This is a genomic window from Allomuricauda sp. TY007 (assembly GCF_010468565.1).
In the GTDB taxonomy this organism is placed as follows: domain Bacteria; phylum Bacteroidota; class Bacteroidia; order Flavobacteriales; family Flavobacteriaceae; genus Flagellimonas.
The window spans coordinates 167,256-182,962 of the sequence record NZ_WUEG01000005.1; the positions used below are offsets into that span (position 1 = coordinate 167,256).

20 protein-coding genes are annotated in these 15,707 nt (G+C 42.7%); 9 read left to right on the forward strand and 11 right to left on the reverse strand.

All coding sequences use genetic code 11. The features are described from left to right. Positions 1 to 16: 16 nt before the first annotated feature. From msrB to GO009_RS07535, 3 genes are all read left to right on the forward strand, one after another. Positions 17 to 421 (forward strand): peptide-methionine (R)-S-oxide reductase MsrB, encoded by a 405-nt coding sequence (gene msrB / locus GO009_RS07525; protein ID WP_163625589.1) that lies wholly within the window; start codon positions 17 to 19, stop codon positions 419 to 421. Between the two features lie 164 nt (positions 422 to 585). Further along, positions 586 to 1,977 carry a dihydrolipoyl dehydrogenase gene (gene lpdA, locus GO009_RS07530; RefSeq protein WP_163625590.1) on the forward strand — a complete coding sequence of 464 codons (1,392 nt, stop codon included), beginning with the start codon at positions 586 to 588 and terminating at the stop codon, positions 1,975 to 1,977. 3 nt (positions 1,978 to 1,980) lie between these two features. After that, positions 1,981 to 2,262 carry a DUF3817 domain-containing protein gene (locus tag GO009_RS07535; RefSeq protein ID WP_163625591.1) on the forward strand — a complete coding sequence of 94 codons (282 nt, stop codon included), beginning with the start codon at positions 1,981 to 1,983 and terminating at the stop codon, positions 2,260 to 2,262. Here the strand turns inward: GO009_RS07535 and aroQ are convergent. The 3 genes from aroQ to GO009_RS07550 all read right to left on the reverse strand — a co-directional run bounded on the left by aroQ (position 2,254) and on the right by GO009_RS07550 (position 3,804). Next, positions 2,254 to 2,670, reverse strand: coding sequence for a type II 3-dehydroquinate dehydratase (aroQ, locus tag GO009_RS07540; protein ID WP_163625592.1), 417 nt, complete (start codon positions 2,668 to 2,670; stop codon positions 2,254 to 2,256). The two genes, GO009_RS07535 and aroQ, sit on opposite strands and share 9 nt — an antisense overlap. Positions 2,671 to 2,737: 67 nt before the next feature. After that, complete coding sequence (locus tag GO009_RS07545; RefSeq protein ID WP_163625593.1) at positions 2,738 to 3,202, reverse strand: hypothetical protein; 465 nt, start codon at positions 3,200 to 3,202, stop codon at positions 2,738 to 2,740. A 77-nt stretch (positions 3,203 to 3,279) separates the two neighbouring features. Continuing rightward, a complete protein-coding gene (locus GO009_RS07550) occupies positions 3,280 to 3,804 on the reverse strand; it encodes a hypothetical protein (RefSeq protein WP_163625594.1) in 525 nt (174 codons plus the stop codon). Between the two features lie 228 nt (positions 3,805 to 4,032). On the opposite strand from GO009_RS07550, the gene xerD reads away from it, so the two are divergent. After that, positions 4,033 to 4,929, forward strand: a complete 897-nt coding sequence (gene xerD / locus GO009_RS07555) for a site-specific tyrosine recombinase XerD (protein WP_163625595.1) — start codon at positions 4,033 to 4,035, stop codon at positions 4,927 to 4,929. A 6-nt stretch (positions 4,930 to 4,935) separates the two neighbouring features. Here the strand turns inward: xerD and GO009_RS07560 are convergent, their stop codons facing one another. Together GO009_RS07560 and GO009_RS07565 are read right to left on the reverse strand one after the other, a co-directional pair. Further along, positions 4,936 to 5,445, reverse strand: a complete 510-nt coding sequence (locus GO009_RS07560; protein WP_163625596.1) for a hypothetical protein — start codon at positions 5,443 to 5,445, stop codon at positions 4,936 to 4,938. Between the two features lie 95 nt (positions 5,446 to 5,540). Then, complete coding sequence (locus GO009_RS07565) at positions 5,541 to 6,848, reverse strand: NAD(P)/FAD-dependent oxidoreductase (protein ID WP_163625658.1); 1,308 nt, start codon at positions 6,846 to 6,848, stop codon at positions 5,541 to 5,543. A gap of 101 nt (positions 6,849 to 6,949) precedes the next feature. Here GO009_RS07565 and GO009_RS07570 point away from each other — a divergent pair, with 101 nt between their 5' ends. The 3 genes from GO009_RS07570 (at position 6,950) to GO009_RS07580 (ending at position 9,592) form a co-directional block, all read left to right on the forward strand. Further along, a complete protein-coding gene (locus GO009_RS07570) occupies positions 6,950 to 8,377 on the forward strand; it encodes an amidohydrolase (RefSeq protein ID WP_163625597.1) in 1,428 nt (475 codons plus the stop codon). Between the two features lie 73 nt (positions 8,378 to 8,450). Next, positions 8,451 to 8,945, forward strand: coding sequence for an RNA polymerase sigma factor (locus tag GO009_RS07575; RefSeq protein ID WP_163625598.1), 495 nt, complete (start codon positions 8,451 to 8,453; stop codon positions 8,943 to 8,945). 2 nt (positions 8,946 to 8,947) lie between these two features. Next, positions 8,948 to 9,592: a hypothetical protein gene (locus GO009_RS07580; RefSeq protein WP_163625599.1), complete on the forward strand. Its 645-nt coding sequence runs from the start codon at positions 8,948 to 8,950 to the stop codon at positions 9,590 to 9,592. Here GO009_RS07580 and GO009_RS07585 read toward each other — a convergent pair. Together GO009_RS07585 and GO009_RS07590 are read right to left on the reverse strand one after the other, a co-directional pair. Further along, on the reverse strand, positions 9,589 to 10,410 hold the full coding sequence (locus tag GO009_RS07585) for a 1-acyl-sn-glycerol-3-phosphate acyltransferase (protein WP_163625600.1): 822 nt from the start codon (positions 10,408 to 10,410) through the stop codon (positions 9,589 to 9,591). The genes GO009_RS07580 and GO009_RS07585 overlap by 4 nt on opposite strands. 40 nt (positions 10,411 to 10,450) lie before the next feature. Next, complete coding sequence (locus GO009_RS07590; protein WP_163625601.1) at positions 10,451 to 11,092, reverse strand: CoA pyrophosphatase; 642 nt, start codon at positions 11,090 to 11,092, stop codon at positions 10,451 to 10,453. Positions 11,093 to 11,096: 4 nt separating this feature from the next. On the opposite strand from GO009_RS07590, the gene GO009_RS07595 reads away from it, so the two are divergent. Together GO009_RS07595 and GO009_RS07600 are read left to right on the forward strand one after the other, a co-directional pair. Further along, positions 11,097 to 11,810 (forward strand): peptidylprolyl isomerase, encoded by a 714-nt coding sequence (locus GO009_RS07595; protein WP_163625659.1) that lies wholly within the window; start codon positions 11,097 to 11,099, stop codon positions 11,808 to 11,810. 54 nt (positions 11,811 to 11,864) lie between these two features. After that, entirely contained in the window at positions 11,865 to 12,584 is a 720-nt protein-coding gene (locus GO009_RS07600) for a dienelactone hydrolase family protein (RefSeq protein WP_163625602.1), read from the forward strand. On the opposite strand, the gene GO009_RS07605 is transcribed toward GO009_RS07600, so the two are convergent. From GO009_RS07605 to GO009_RS07620, 4 genes are all read right to left on the reverse strand, one after another. Further along, positions 12,552 to 13,043, reverse strand: a complete 492-nt coding sequence (locus GO009_RS07605; RefSeq protein WP_163625603.1) for a hypothetical protein — start codon at positions 13,041 to 13,043, stop codon at positions 12,552 to 12,554. The two genes, GO009_RS07600 and GO009_RS07605, sit on opposite strands and share 33 nt — an antisense overlap. 13 nt (positions 13,044 to 13,056) lie before the next feature. Next, on the reverse strand, positions 13,057 to 14,202 hold the full coding sequence (locus GO009_RS07610) for a transporter (RefSeq protein WP_163625604.1): 1,146 nt from the start codon (positions 14,200 to 14,202) through the stop codon (positions 13,057 to 13,059). Between the two features lie 156 nt (positions 14,203 to 14,358). Beyond that, a complete protein-coding gene (locus GO009_RS07615; RefSeq protein ID WP_163625605.1) occupies positions 14,359 to 14,973 on the reverse strand; it encodes a trimeric intracellular cation channel family protein in 615 nt (204 codons plus the stop codon). A gap of 2 nt (positions 14,974 to 14,975) precedes the next feature. Beyond that, positions 14,976 to 15,692 (reverse strand): RDD family protein, encoded by a 717-nt coding sequence (locus GO009_RS07620; protein ID WP_163625606.1) that lies wholly within the window; start codon positions 15,690 to 15,692, stop codon positions 14,976 to 14,978. Positions 15,693 to 15,707: the final 15 nt, after the last annotated feature.

Below are 15,707 nucleotides of genomic sequence, written 5' to 3' on the forward strand. Positions count from 1 at the left end.
AAAAACTTAAACCTTTATGGACAAAAAATACGGCGTAAACAAAACCGAAGAGGAGTGGAAACAAGAGCTTTCCGCTGAGGAATATTATGTTTTACGGCAAAAAGGAACCGAACGCCCCTACACGGGCAAATTCGACCTCCATTTTGAAAATGGCGACTACCACTGCAAAGCATGCAATGCCAAACTATTTGAAAGCGAACACAAGTTTGAAAGTGGTTGCGGATGGCCCTCTTTTGACCAAGCCGTAGCCGGTGCCATTGAATACATTCGTGATACCAGTCATGGCATGGTTCGTACCGAAACGGTCTGCGCCAATTGTGGCAGCCATTTGGGACATGTTTTTAATGATGGTCCCAAAGAAACTACAGGACAACGCTATTGCATCAACTCGGTGAGCATTGATTTTGACCCTGAGGAATAAATTGGGTTCTCAACATAACTTTCGCCCTAAGCGCAAGTTTTTGGCCGTTTCACAAACTAATCCATATTTGCGTTTTTTCAACTTGGGAAATGGGGATGGTTTTCCGTACTTTTGCACCTGCCGAGACGGCATATTTCTAATCTAACAACTAAAATCAAAATCTAATGAGCAAGTTCGATATAATTGTTTTGGGAAGTGGTCCAGGTGGGTATGTTACTGCCATCAGGGCATCACAATTAGGTTTCAAAACAGCCATTATAGAAAAAGAAAGTTTGGGAGGCGTATGCCTTAATTGGGGGTGTATCCCGACCAAGGCCCTTCTAAAATCCGCTCAGGTTTTTGAATATCTAAAACATGCCGAAGACTACGGTTTGAACGCCAAAGATGTTACACATGATTTTGATGCCGTTGTAAAAAGAAGCCGTGGGGTTGCCGATGGAATGAGTAAAGGTGTTCAATTCTTGATGAAGAAGAACAAGATTGAGGTCATTAATGGGTTTGGAAAGGTAAAACCTGGCAAAAAAGTTGAAGTAAAGGCCGAAAACGGTGACACCACCGAGTATTCAGCCGACAATATTATAATAGCCACCGGAGCGCGCAGTCGTGAGCTGCCAAGTCTTCCACAGGATGGTGAAAAGGTAATCGGTTACCGCGAGGCCATGTCCTTGAAAAAACAACCCAAGAAAATGATCGTGGTGGGCAGTGGCGCCATTGGTATGGAGTTCGCCTATTTCTATCACTCCATGGGCACAGAAGTTACCGTTGTGGAGTATATGCCGAACGTTGTTCCTGTTGAGGACGAAGATATTTCCAAGCAATTGGAGCGCAGCTTCAAAAAATCAGGCGTAAAAATCAAAACTTCTGCAGAGGTCACTAAAGTTGACACCTCTGGCGATGGCGTAAAAGCCACCGTAAAAACCAAAAAAGGGGAAGAGGTTCTTGAGGCTGACATCGTACTGTCTGCCGTCGGAATTAAAACCAACATTGAAAACATAGGTTTGGAAGATGTTGGGATTGCCACGGACAGAGATAAAATATTGGTGAACGATTACTACCAGACCAACATTCCCGGCTACTACGCCATTGGTGACATAACACCTGGACAGGCCTTGGCACATGTTGCCTCCGCAGAAGGAATCATATGTGTGGAGAAATTAGCAGGTATGCATGTGGAAGCTTTGGATTATGGTAATATTCCAGGATGCACGTATTGTATCCCCGAAATAGCCTCTGTTGGTTTGACAGAGAAGCAAGCCAAAGAAAAGGGATACGACCTTAAAATCGGGAAATTTCCTTTCTCCGCCAGTGGTAAAGCAAAAGCTGCAGGGACCCCGGATGGTTTTGTAAAGGTTATTTTTGATGCCAAATACGGTGAGTGGCTAGGTTGCCACATGATTGGGGTTGGTGTAACCGATATGATCGCCGAAGCCGTAGTTGCCCGAAAATTGGAGACCACAGGCCACGAAGTATTAAAAGCTGTTCACCCACACCCAACTATGAGCGAAGCGGTAATGGAAGCCGTTGCCGATGCTTATGATGAAGTAATCCACCTATAGACTATGCTGAAGATTTTTAGGGCCACTGCTATTTTAGAAGGTATTTCCTATCTACTCCTTTTCGGAATGACCATGCCGTTAAAGCATTGGGCAGATATTCCTGAACCGAACCAAGTTGTTGGTATGGCACATGGAATATTGTTTATTCTATATGTAGTGGTGGCCATCGTTTTTTGTTGGGAACGAAAATGGAAACTAAAAAGGTTTATTATACTCTTTGTTGCATCCTTGCTCCCATTCGGTACCTTTTATGCCGATAAAAAATACTTGAAAAGTTTAGCTTAAAAAGCTCTGGATGGCCAAATCGTAGCTTTGGAGCCCAAATCCAAGGATAACACCTTTGGCTCCAGGTGATATGTAAGACACATGACGGTATTCCTCACGCTGGTGCGTATTGGAAATGTGCACCTCGATTACCGGAGTTTCCACAGCTTTCACCGCATCACCAATGCCTACAGAAGTATGCGTATAGGCAGCGGCATTTAGAACGATACCGTCGTAATCAAAACCTACTTCCTGTATTTTACCGATCAGCTCCCCCTCTATATTGGATTGATAGTATTCCAATGCTACATCGGGAAACTTTTCTTGCAATTGTTTAAAGTAATCTTCAAAAGTGGTTTTCCCGTATACTTCGGGTTCTCGTTTTCCCAACAGATTCAGGTTGGGTCCGTTGATGATCATTAGTTTCATGCCATCAAAAATACAATAAAAAAAAAGGGCGGAATAAACCCGCCCCCCAATTCATACTATTTATAAATCAATTGTTAATGGCGAATTGAAGCCCAAATCCAAAAGCTGCCACTTCATTTTCACCTACATCACTGAGTACCACCGATGGACGCCAATCAAAATTAAGCACAAAGGGAACTCCATCTATCTTAAAGTCGAGTCCTAAATGAGGTCGCAGCGCAAAAATATTGTCCGAGTTTTTAATAAAAATAATACTCGGTCCCACACCAGCATACCAGCGTAAGCCGGGTGCCCTAAAAAATCCTTTGTGGAAAGAATACAAAAATGTGGCTATGGTGGCATTATCCTCAAAACCCAAATCCGCTTGACCTACATGATTATCGGAAAAAAAATATTTACCGGTAGCTCCAAAAAAGGTAGCTTCATCATAAAGGTCAATGCCCAACCCCAAGGCAGCCCTGTAATTTGTTTGGGCCTTAACGGCCAGGTTACCAAGCATAAACAAAGCAACAACTAAAAGTAATTTTTTCATTTGTTAAGTGTAATTAATGGTTAATATTCATAGTTTAAACTGCAAGATTTGGGGTTAAAAACAGTTGCTTTTTCTTTTTAAAACAAAAATAAAATTCCCAATGTCGCCATCGAGAAATCGTAATCATCACTTATTTTTACATAAGAAATGTTTATTTCGGTGGTGCTATTGAGGTTGGCACCAATAATGGGCCTTACATAAAGCCCTCCTGTATTACCATCATTTATTCCAACGGCATACCCTACATCGGCACCGATCTTAAAATCGTAGGTAGGGTATATTCTAAAAGCACCCGCTACAGGAACATATTGAATATTGGGAAAGTCACCCTCCCTCTCCACTGGGCCAAAATCTGCCGTATCGTTGTTAATAAAGGCATTCATAAATCCTGTTGAGATACCTGCATCAATGAGTTCCGAAACCCCCCAATGATATCCTAAATCCAGACCTAGTTCAAAATTTGAAACATCGGAAATATCTCCAAATGGAATCCCTAAATGAACCCCTGCTTTAAAATTTGTCCGATCCACTCGCTGCGCCATGGATGAAAAACTTACGGCAACCAAGGCTATGATCGCCATTACAAATGTCTTTTTCTTCATTGTTAAAATTTTATTAACAACAGAACGTCATCATCAGCAAAAAAGTGTCTTTTGATGTAATTTTCCTACAAAATGGACATTTTCAATTATTTATCCATTCAATTTCTATTGGGAAAGTATTAAAACTTGTGGTTTTTTATTCCCCTCAATTGACCAAAGGGCTGTTTGGGTTGACCAATCCATACTTTTAATCGATCCTGAAAATGGAATGTCACTATATTTGGTGATATGAACTGGCAGCAAGCACTAAAAGACTACCAAAATTATTTGAAGATAGAGCGGGGTCTTTCCCAAAATTCCATTTTAAGTTATGCCATGGACCTTCAAAAGCTCGTCCATTTTCTTGAGGATAATTCAATTGATGAAAAACCCGTGGCAATCTCTCGGGAAACGGTTCAACAGTTTATTTATGATATTGCCAAAATAGTGAGCCCTAGAACGCAGGCAAGGATTATTTCGGGTTTAAAAGGTTTTTTTACCTATTTGGTTTTTGAGGATTACAGGGAGGATAATCCCATGGACCTTATCGAAACCCCAAAAATTGGAAGAAAGTTGCCCGACACCCTTTCCGAGGAGGAAATAAACAATTTGATTGCCGCCATCGACCTATCCAAACCCGAAGGGGAACGCAATAGGGCAATTTTGGAAACCTTGTATGGCTGTGGCCTTCGGGTGTCGGAACTCATCAATCTAAAACTATCCGACCTGTATTTTGATGAGGATTTTATAAAGGTAACGGGAAAGGGGAACAAACAACGCTTTGTTCCGATCAGTGATGTGAACCAAAAATACATCAACATATATTGGAAAGAGGTCCGGGTGCATTTGCCCATAAAAAAAGAACACGAGGATTTTGTTTTTTTAAACCGTAGGGGCAACCAATTGACCCGGGCCATGATTTTCACCATTGTTAAAAGACTTGCAGAAAAAATTGGGTTGGACAAAAATATCAGCCCCCATACCTTTCGGCATTCCTTTGCTACCCATCTTTTGGAAAATGGTGCCGACCTTAGGGCCATACAGCAAATGTTGGGGCATGAGAGCATTACCACTACCGAGGTGTACATGCATGTGAACCGTACACATTTGACACAGGTTCTCAAAAATTTTCATCCGAGAAGATAAAAAATCTCAAAATTTTATTCGGGTTCCCATCTCAAGTCGTGTGCCCACTCCTTCCAGCCCCATACTATAAAAATTGGATGCTTTGATCGGGCGGACGAGCTTTACATCCAAAAGCATATTTTCACGAACTTGGTGTTCCATACCAAGAAAAATTTCATGGCGCGGGTCGGGATTTGGATATCCCCTGCCACTATTGTATAAATCCCATTCTTTTTGATATCCTCCCAACATGTAAAGTTTTTTACCGATCCTTTGGTTTAGCTGTGCACCTAAACTGAATCTGTCTGCGTGGTAGCGTCGGTAATGTTCGCCAATAACTTGAATTTCTGTACCCTCCAAAGCTTCAAAATTGATACTGAACCAGGCAAAATGTGATAATTCATCAAATTTTGGATAATTAAAACCCTCAATATAGATTGGAGACTCCGCGGTTTTGGAAATAACAGTACTATTTTGAGCGTGAATCGTCAGACTGAACAACATGGCTAAGGTGAGAAAAAAGGCTAATCTGTTCATGGTGAGTGTTTTACTACAATTTACCAAAGCTTGAACAACCCACCATAACTATTAGCTAAATTTTAACCTTGATGTTTGGAATTCAGCAAACTACATCAGTCCTGCATCAGGGTATTCTTTTCTACCTTGTTCTGTTTTTTAAAAGGTCGGATAATCAATCGGGCTTCACGGTCAAATCGAATATAATTGTACACCCAATTGATAAAGACCACTACCCTATTTCTAAAACCGATCAGAAAATATAGATGCACAAACATCCAAACAAACCAAGCAAATACGCCTTGAAACCGGAATTTTGGCAAATCCACCACCGCTTTGTTCCTTCCTACGGTTGCCATGCTGCCCTTATCTTTATAAACAAAAGGTTTCATCGGTTTGTTCTCTATCAATCGAACCAGGTTGTCCCCAAGGTTCCTCCCTTGTTGTATGGCAGGTTGGGCCATCATAGGGTGTCCATAAGGAAATTCCTCCGTTTCCATTTGCGCCACGTCACCAATGGCAAAAACATCTTCCAGTCCCACAATTTGATGAAACTCGTTTACTTTTAAACGTTTGTCCCTGCTAAGAAGTTCCTCAACATCCAAACCTTTTAGTCCCACTGCTTTGACTCCCGCGGCCCACACCAAGGTTTCTGCCTCAAAAATTGTTTTGGTGCTTGTGGTTACTTTTTTGCCATCGTAATCGGTTACACGGATGTTTTTCCAAACATTTACCCCGAGCTCTTCCAAAAACTTTTCCGCTTTCTCCGATGCTTTTTCACTCATTGCCGGCAAAATCCTATCGCCGCCTTGCACCAAGTTTATTTGTGCCCTACGGGTATCCAGATCGGGGTAATCCTTCGGCAAAATGCCTTTTTTGATCTCTGCCAAAGCCCCTGCCAGTTCAACCCCTGTGGGACCACCGCCCACTATAACGAAGTTCATCAAGGCATCACGCTCATGGAGGTCATCCGTTAAAAGTGCCTGCTCAAAATTTTCCAGGATCAAGCTTCGTAAATTCAGGGATTGCGGAATGGTTTTCATGGCCATACCCTTGGCCTTAATGTTCTTATTCCCAAAAAAGTTGGTTTCCGAACCCGTTGCTACCACCAGGTAATCATAAAAAATCTCCCCGATATTGGTCTTGATTCGTTTGGTATCCGTTTTAACTTCCTTCACCTGTGCCAATCTAAAAAAGAAATTGGGATAGCCCTGCAACACCTTTCTGATGGGGTATGCAATGGAATCCGGTTCCAGCCCACCTGTGGACACTTGATACAGCAAGGGTTGAAAGTTGTGGTAATTGTGTTTATCCAACAGAACCACTTGGGCTTCTTTTTTACTTAATTTTTTGGCTAATGCAATGCCTCCAAAACCGCCGCCTATAATTACGACTCTTGGATAACTGGATTGAGGAATGTTCATGCTCGACATACCGACAAATTTAAGTATTACCTGTTTGAGCGGGTCATCTCAGGCTTGGTTTTTTTGTATCTTTAGCATCTAACTCAAAAAAACTTCAACCCATGAAAAAAATTCTCCCGCTAGGTGCGCTGCTATTGTTGTGCACCATGGGTATTCATGCCCAAAAAAAGAAAAACGATGTAATCAAGGCTTTAGATTCAAAATCTGAAAAATACACTGAAATTGCCCATGAAATATGGGACTTGGCTGAAATGGGATATTTGGAAGAGCAAAGTTCCGCCCTTTTACAAAAAACCCTTTCCGATGCCGGGTTTTCCATCGAAACAGGGATTGCCGGTATCCCAACGGCTTTTAAAGCCGAATATGGATCTGGGTATCCTGTAATTGGTATTTTGGGGGAATACGATGCCTTGCCCGGCCTTTCACAAGAGGCTGTTCCAGAGAAAAAATCCGCTGGTGGGGCTGCCGGTCATGCCTGTGGGCACCACTTGTTTGGAACAGCATCCACCGCTGCGGCGATTTCGGTAAAGGATTGGATGGATGCCAACAACATTAAAGGAACCATTCGCTTTTACGGATGCCCGGCAGAAGAAGGTGGTTCCGGTAAAGTTTATATGGTTCGCGAAGGCGTGTTCGATGATGTGGACGTAGCCCTGCATTGGCACCCAAGTTCGGCAAATGCCGCCAGTGCCGGTGCCGCATTGGCCAACAAATCCGCCAAATTCAGGTTCCATGGGGTTTCTGCACATGCCGCAGCCGCACCACAAATGGGACGTTCGGCATTGGATGGCGTAGAGGCCATGAATGCCATGGTAAACATGATGCGCGAGCATATCCCCGAAGATGCACGAATTCACTACGTAATCACCGATGGAGGTAAAGCGCCAAATGTTGTTCCCGACTTTGCCGAAGTTTATTATTATGCAAGACACAACACCAGGGATGTGGTCGTGGATATTTTTGATAGGATCGTAAAAGCAGCGGAAGGAGCTGCGATGGGAACAGGAACTACCATGGAATATGAAATGATCGGGGGAACCCACGAACTCCTGCCCAACCTGACCGTGCAAAAAATAATGTACGACAACTTGGTGAAAGTAGGTGGGGTTACTTACAATGATGAGGAAAAGGCCTTTGCCGAAAAAATATCCAAAACTTTGGGCAAAAATGCACCGGACATTTCCACTGCCGAAAAAATCCAACCTTACAAAGAAACAGCCAATGCATTTGGTTCCACCGATGTGGGAGACGTTAGTTTTACCGTACCAACAGCTGGCTTGGGAACGGCGACATGGGTACCCGGAACACCTGCACACAGTTGGCAAGCCGTAGCTGCCGGAGGTATGAGCATTGGCTCCAAAGGAATGATGGTAGCCGCCAAAACCATAGCCCTTACCGCAATGGATATTTTTGAAAACCCAAAAACAATAGAGGCCGCCAAAAAGGAATTGGAGGAAAGAAGGGGAAAAGACTTCAAATATATTCCCATGTTGGGCAACAGACCTCCTGCATTGGACTATCGTAAATAGATTTTTCATCAAACACTGTAACAAATGTTGCTTTCTGCATACTTATAATTAAAGCAACTTTACCAACCGTTTAGTGAACAAAGAACTGGAACATCGTTTTGTGACGGAACTTGAGGACAATCAAAATATTGTCCATAAGGTATGTAGTCTCTATACCAACGACAAAGACTCCCATAACGACCTGTTCCAAGAAATCACTATTCAATTGTGGAAAGCATATCCAAAGTTTCGGGGAGATGCCAAGTTTAGTACATGGATGTACCGTGTGGCGTTGAATACGGCCATTACCTTGTACCGAAAATCAAAAAAAAGGGTCAAGACCCAAGATTTTGAGTCGGTCCTCCATAAAATCAAGGCCACGGATTATGATGATACGGAGGAACGGCAGTTAAAACTGATGTACGACGCCATAAAACAGCTTGGTGATATTGACAAGGCCTTGGTATTCCTCTATCTGGAAGACAAGGATTACACGGAGATAGCCGAAACTTTGGGTATTACGGAAGTAAATGCGAGAGTGAAGATGAGCAGGGTAAAAAATAAATTAAGAACCATATTAAATCCTTGATTATGCTGGATGAACTGGAGCTCTTGAAAAAAGATTGGCAAAAACGGGAAGCAGACCTTCCCAAGCTGTCCTATGAGCAAATCTATCCGATGACCAAGAAAAAGTCATCGTCCATAGTTAAATGGATTTTTTATATCAGCATCATAGAATTTGTATTCTGGGCGGGTATCAATATTGTTTTTAGCGGTCCCGAAACCATGCAGGAGCTAAAGGACATGCATATCTATAAGGTCGTTATGGCCCTTAACATCATCAACTACGCCATTATCCTTTACTTTATCTATAAGTTTTACATCAATTACAAAAAAATATCGTTCACGGATTCCTCCAAGAATTTGATGCGGACCATTTTAAAGGTAAAACGAACCGTAACACAATATGTCTGGTTCAATCTTATCATCTTCACCACCTATTTGATCATAAACATGTACGGGGCACTCCTTTATGGTTCCGAGGGACAGAAAATTGTTGAAGCTGCATCCAAAGACGGGGACAGCATAACATTTTGGGCCATGGTGATCGGGATATCCGTAGTATTTATAGCCGCTATCCTATTTTTAATATGGCTGTTCTACAAATTACTTTACGGTATCTTACTAAAAAGACTTAGAAAAAACTACAACGACCTTAAAAGGTTAGAAGTCTAATCGTCCAACTTGCCCTTATAACTGTAGCGTCTTTTTTGGTTTTCCTCCTCGTAGGCAAGAAGCTCCTTTTGAGGGATTACCTTTAGGAAAGATGGATGTTGCTCAATGGCATACTCCAATTTTTCCAATATGGCATCAATCGACTCGTTGTCGTAATCAATATCCAATGGCTCTTTAATTTGCATGGATTGAAGTATCCCTTTCTTCTTGACACGAAGCCCTTTCTTGTCAAACGAACGTCGGAACCCATCAATAACCACGGGAACCACAACGGGTTTATACTTTTTGATGATGTGAGCGGTACCTTTTCGCAATGGTTTCCAAGGTGTTGTTGTGCCTTGAGGAAAGGTTATTACCCATCCATCATCCAAAGCTTTTCCAATATTGGAAATATCACTGAACTTCACCTGTCGGTTCACATTTTGACCATCGGCCCTCCAAGTTCTCTCAATGCTTATGGAACCTGCATAGGCCAAAATTTTGGTCAATAGACTCTTTTTCATGGTCTCCTTGGCCGCTACGTAGTAAATATTCAATTTGGGGTTCCAGAGATAGCCCAAATTTTTAATATTGTCTTCCCTCCCGCTCAAACTGGCATTAAAAACATGGAACATGGCCACCACATCGGCAAAATAGGTCTGGTGGTTGCTTACAAAGAGCACATTGTTTTCGGGCAAATCACGGATAATCTGCGACCCTTCGATCTCGAGAGTATTAAATCCTTTGTAACGCTGGTGTGTCATCATACCGGCGATACGGATCAGCCATCGTTTAAAAAATAAAATATGTCCAAAAGGATTTTTCTTAAACAGACCCATGTATAGCGTTGATTGTTGACTGCAAATTTACAAAATAGCTTCAAAGCACCTGTCGTAAAAGTTCCTTGATCTCGCTCATCATCATGGCCGTAGCGCCCCAAACTGTGTAACCATTTAATTTAAAGGCAGGTACATGTATGTTTTTTGCGTAAGAAGTGCTCAAAATTTCTTCAATATGGTTGGAATCATCCAAAAAATCCCTGAGATACACCTCGACCAGGCTTTCCACTTCGCTTTCTTCCTTGATGAATGGTCGCGGGTTCGGATAGATTCCGATGTAAGGCCTTACCAAAAAATTACTGGGCGGAATATACACTTCACTGAGTTCCTTGATCACTTCAACCGCTGTAGGTGGTACGCCAACTTCCTCATGGGTTTCCCTTAAGGCAGTTTGCATCAGGTCCCTGTCCTCTTTTTCCACCTTCCCGCCCGGAAATCCGATTTGGTTGGAATGCACGCCTTGGTAAACTTTCCGAAGTATCAAAAGTAAGCGGGTCTCTTGTTCCAAATCTGGATAAAATAGCGCCATGACCCCTGCCCGCTTGGGGTTTACATCTTGCACTTTGTTCTCCTTCAACCATTGCACACGAAGCTGTGGGGACATTTTATGATGCGAATCCTCCCCAGGAAGTGGGAGATTTTTTAATTTTAGGGCACGTTGACAAAATTCATTAAAATCCATGCTGTTGAGACATTCGGCTTTAACTACAAGTATATTATTTTTTTTATTCGTTTCCTGCGGAGAATCCCCAAAGAAGGACAAAGACAAAGTTGAGGAAAATATTGCAAAAACGGACACTGTTCCCCAAACACAAATAGATACTGCAATGGAAGAAGAAGAGGAAGAACCCTTTAAGCTTACCGAGGAAAATGCCATCGACTTCTTTTTCGATTACGAAAAAAACTTAAAAAAGGACAAGGTAAAAATCACCACTACCATGGGCAGTTTCACCATTCAGTTGTATGATGATGTGCCTTACCACAAAGCCAATTTTATTTATTTGGCCCGGCAAAAGTATTTTGACAGTACCCAGTTCCACAGGGTTGTGAAGGATTTTATTATTCAAGGGGGCAACTCGGATGACAGGAAAATAGCCCAAAAACGAAGTGAAATAGGAAGATACCTACTCCCTCCTGATGCCAAAAAGGGCCATAAACACCACCGGGGAACCATTTCCATGCCCAGTAGCGAGAGGGACAACCCCCATAAATTGGCCTCACCGTACGAGTTTTTTATTGTGGTTACCGATCCAGGCTCCTATCATCTTGATGGCTCTTACACTCCTTTTGGCCGAGTAGTCGAAGGAATGGATGTAGTGGACGCGATAAACAATGTTCCCGTAGGTGATGGTGATTGGCCTTGGCAAAACGTTTACATTCTCAAGACCGAGGTGTTGTAAACCAATCAAAAAATACTATAATTTAACAGCCCTCAACACATAACTAAACTCAGCATGATACAAACTAACAATTTTACTTATGCAGCTAGTGGGCAATCTTACCAAGGAGTGGTTGCCTACGATGATAGCATTAAGGGCAAACGCCCTGTGGTTTTGGTCTCCCACACATGGGTAGGCCAATCAGACTTTGAAGCGGACAAAGCCGCCGAACTTGCCAAACAAGGTTACTTGGCATTTGCCATTGATGTGTACGGCAAAGGAAAGAGAGCCAAGAACGCGACCGAGGCCGAAACTTTGATGAACGAATTATTGACCGATCGCCAAGAACTGCTCGATCGGATACTTTTGGCACTCGACAAAATAAAGGAACATGATTTGGCCAACACCGAAAAGGTTGGAATTATAGGATTTTGCTTTGGTGGAAAATGCGCTTTGGATTTGGCCCGTTCCGGCTCGGACATTAAAGGGGCGGTGTGTTTCCACGGAATCTTTGACCCGCCGGATCTGGACCACGAGGGGGACATCAAGGCAAAAATATTGGTGCTGCACGGTTGGGAAGATCCACTGGCATTTCCCAAGGATATTGTTTCCTTGGGTTACGAACTCACCGAACGCAATGCAGTTTGGGAAATGGATGTTTTTGGCCATACGGGGCATGCTTTCACCAACCCCAATGCCAATGCGCCCGATGATGACATGATGTACAATCCTTTGGCCAGTGATCGGTCTTGGCAGCGTATGTCACACTTTTTTGAAGAGGTTTTTTCCGATTAACATACGGTTAGGCAAACTGTATTTTTGATTTTTTATTGGTTCTCCAGACTTTTCGGAAACCCTTTTTCTTTCGTAAAGGGAAACAAGGGCCGCTATAATTATGAGGTTTTTCATAATGTATTGCCCAACAAAGGTCAAGGATAGTGGTGCTTCCCCAAAAACATCGCCCGGAAAAAAGAATAGCGGTGTAAAGGTGCATACCATGTGAACCAAAGCCATTATTACAGCTTGTCTTCTAAAAAATCCGAACACAAACAAAAAGCCCAATCCTACTTCCCAAAAGGCAAGTAGGATTATGGAAACCCCATCAGGTATCAACCCAAAAGTGAGTTGATGAATGGTGCTTTTTGCCAAATCTTCGGCCGGGCTAAGGTTTGGGACAAATTTTAATGCCCCAAACCAAAAATATACCAAGCCCATGGAAATGGTCAGCAAATTTTCTTTAATGGATTTTCGCAAGGGTCATGGAAGTTTAATTATTGAATTCATTCATTAGTTCCGGGTTAACCTTTACCTTACTGCGTGCAAATCGGTACGAGACCCCTACATTGATCAAGTAATCTGCAAAAGCGGCATCTCCCTGTCTAGGCTCTCCTGTCATCTGTTGTGTTTCCAAATCGGTTACACTTTGCGGACGTTCCCTTCTCACGGCAAATGGCACATTTAGGTTCAAGGAGAAATTGTCTTTTATAAAAGCGATTCCAGGGTCAATGGAGAGTACGTTTCCAGGTCTTCTAAAACCTTCATTGCCACCAATAAGGTCCTTTACGGGCACACCTTCGTAGCGCGCCCCCAATGAGGCGGAAATGGTATTGCTTAAACTATGGCTTACCCCTGCACGGAGTGAAAACTGGTCTGGAACGGCCATAATGGCCTCATTTTCCAAAATTGGGCTCAAAGTTTCCCTGAATGTACGTGTACCGTTGGTCTCCCTTGGGTTGATCAAATAAAAACCGCCTCCGTAGGCAAAAAACCGTTCTGCAATTTTTTGGTAAAACTGAAAATCCAAGGTGATTCCAAATCCGCCATCCCCGGGCTGAATACTTTGGTCCACGGGTCTCACCTGTGGCCCTCCTTCGGGCCCAACATTGTAAAAAATATCGGAGGCATTGTAGCTTCCCGTTGGCAGCTTAAGCCCTAAACCCAATGCCAAATTTCCGTTTTGGTGTTTTTCAAGATCGAACAGCCAATAGCCAACACCAACCCGAATATCGGCCAAGCCACGGGAAAAAGTGGTGTTGCGCTCATCGCGTCCGTGTTCGTACAACGAGGAACGCGTATTTATAACGGTGGGGATGGTAATACTGGCATACCATCTGTTGGATATTCCATAGGTCAAGAAGAAATCCCAAGAATGGGAATGGTTGATAACTTCGGTCTCATTGGAAACCCTGTCCGGTTCCTCTTCGGTTCCCCTAAAATGGCGGAAGGATTTGAAATATCTGTAATTGCTTCCAATTTGAATGTCTCCCGGACCCAATAAATTATTCTCCAAAGTATTCCCTACACAAGAGGAAAAATGTCGTATGGCTACACACCCTTGCGCGCTAGCCTGATTGATTCCAAGAAGTGAAATCAACCCTAAAAATGTAATGATCATTGATCGTGATGTTCTCATACCTGTACTACTGATTGGTTGTTTATGTTACTTGGGTGCCAATGTAGCGGTATACACGAGGGATTACGACTAATGAAAAAGTAAAATTGATTAACAAGGAGTTAATGGCACTAAGCAATAATTAACCACTATTGAAGAAAAGTTAGGGAAGGTTTCTCAGGCTTCCTTTTTATAAATGTTAGGCAAGCGAACATCAAACTTAACCGCAATCAACCTTAATGAGATCACAACCAAGATAGCTGCTACGTAGGCGTAGCTATCCTTTATCGGAAATTGCATAAAGAGAAAATAACTGGCACCACCCAAAATACAAGTGGTCGCATAAATTTCCTTCCTTCGGAAAATAATCGGGATTTCGTTGCAGAGCATATCCCGTATCACACCACCAAAGCAGGCCGTCATGGTGCCCAAAAATACGCACATAATGGGCAACAGTTCCGCTTCCAGGCCCTTTTCCACCCCAACCATGGTATAAAGCCCAATACCAATGGTATCGAACAGAAACAACGATTTTCTGAGGTATTTGAGCTTGTTCACGAATATGATGGCAAAAACTACCGAAATAAAAATAGTGGTCACATAGGTAAGGTCCTGCATCCAGCCCACGGGAGTGTTACCGATCATCAAATCCCTCAATGTCCCGCCACCGATTGCGGTGACAAATGCAATGATAAGCACGCCAAATAAATCCAGACGCTTTTCCATAGCGACCAAAACCCCGGAAATGGCAAAGGCCACAGTTCCCAATATATCTATAGTTTGATACAGCATGGCTACATTTTTTGTGTATAGTAGTTGTAATCTTTGATGACAACATCTACAAATTCGATGGGCTGCAGAACAGTCTGTACCCCTAATACTTCTTTGATGCGTTTATCCAACGAAACTATAATATTGTGGTTACCATTTATTTTGGCCTTATCGTACAACTCTTTGATGGTTTGCATTTCCTGGTCCTTAAAAACAGTTACTTGCGGAAATGTTGGCTTGTAATCTTCGGGCAGTTCCCTTAACAAAGTATCGGACAACGACACTCGTTTCTTTTCACTTATCACAGTGGTCCCTGCAGCAATATCACCGATTCGCTGCCCCTTTCCCCTAATTAGAATGGTCAACACGGCAGCACCACCTGAGGTAAGGCCTACATCAATAATGCGAAGGGCCCATCGCACAAAATAATTCCCAAAATTAGGTTTGGAACCATCCAGTTTTACCACCCGTAGATTCATGGCCCCCTTTCCTATGGTCTTGCCATCCATCAAGGTCTCAAAAAGCAGATAATAAAAAAAGGCGGGCAAGGTAAGTATCAAATAAAAAGCCCATTGATCGTCCAGATCAACCTCAATGGACATCAAAAAAACAAAAACCAAAATGGTGTAAACCAAAATAATGAAACTATCTATAATATAGGCCAGCATGCGCTCACCAAGGTGGGATGTGTTTTGGTTGATGGTTATATTTTGGGCCGTTTCTATTTGAAATTGTTCCATATTTTAGTTTCTTTA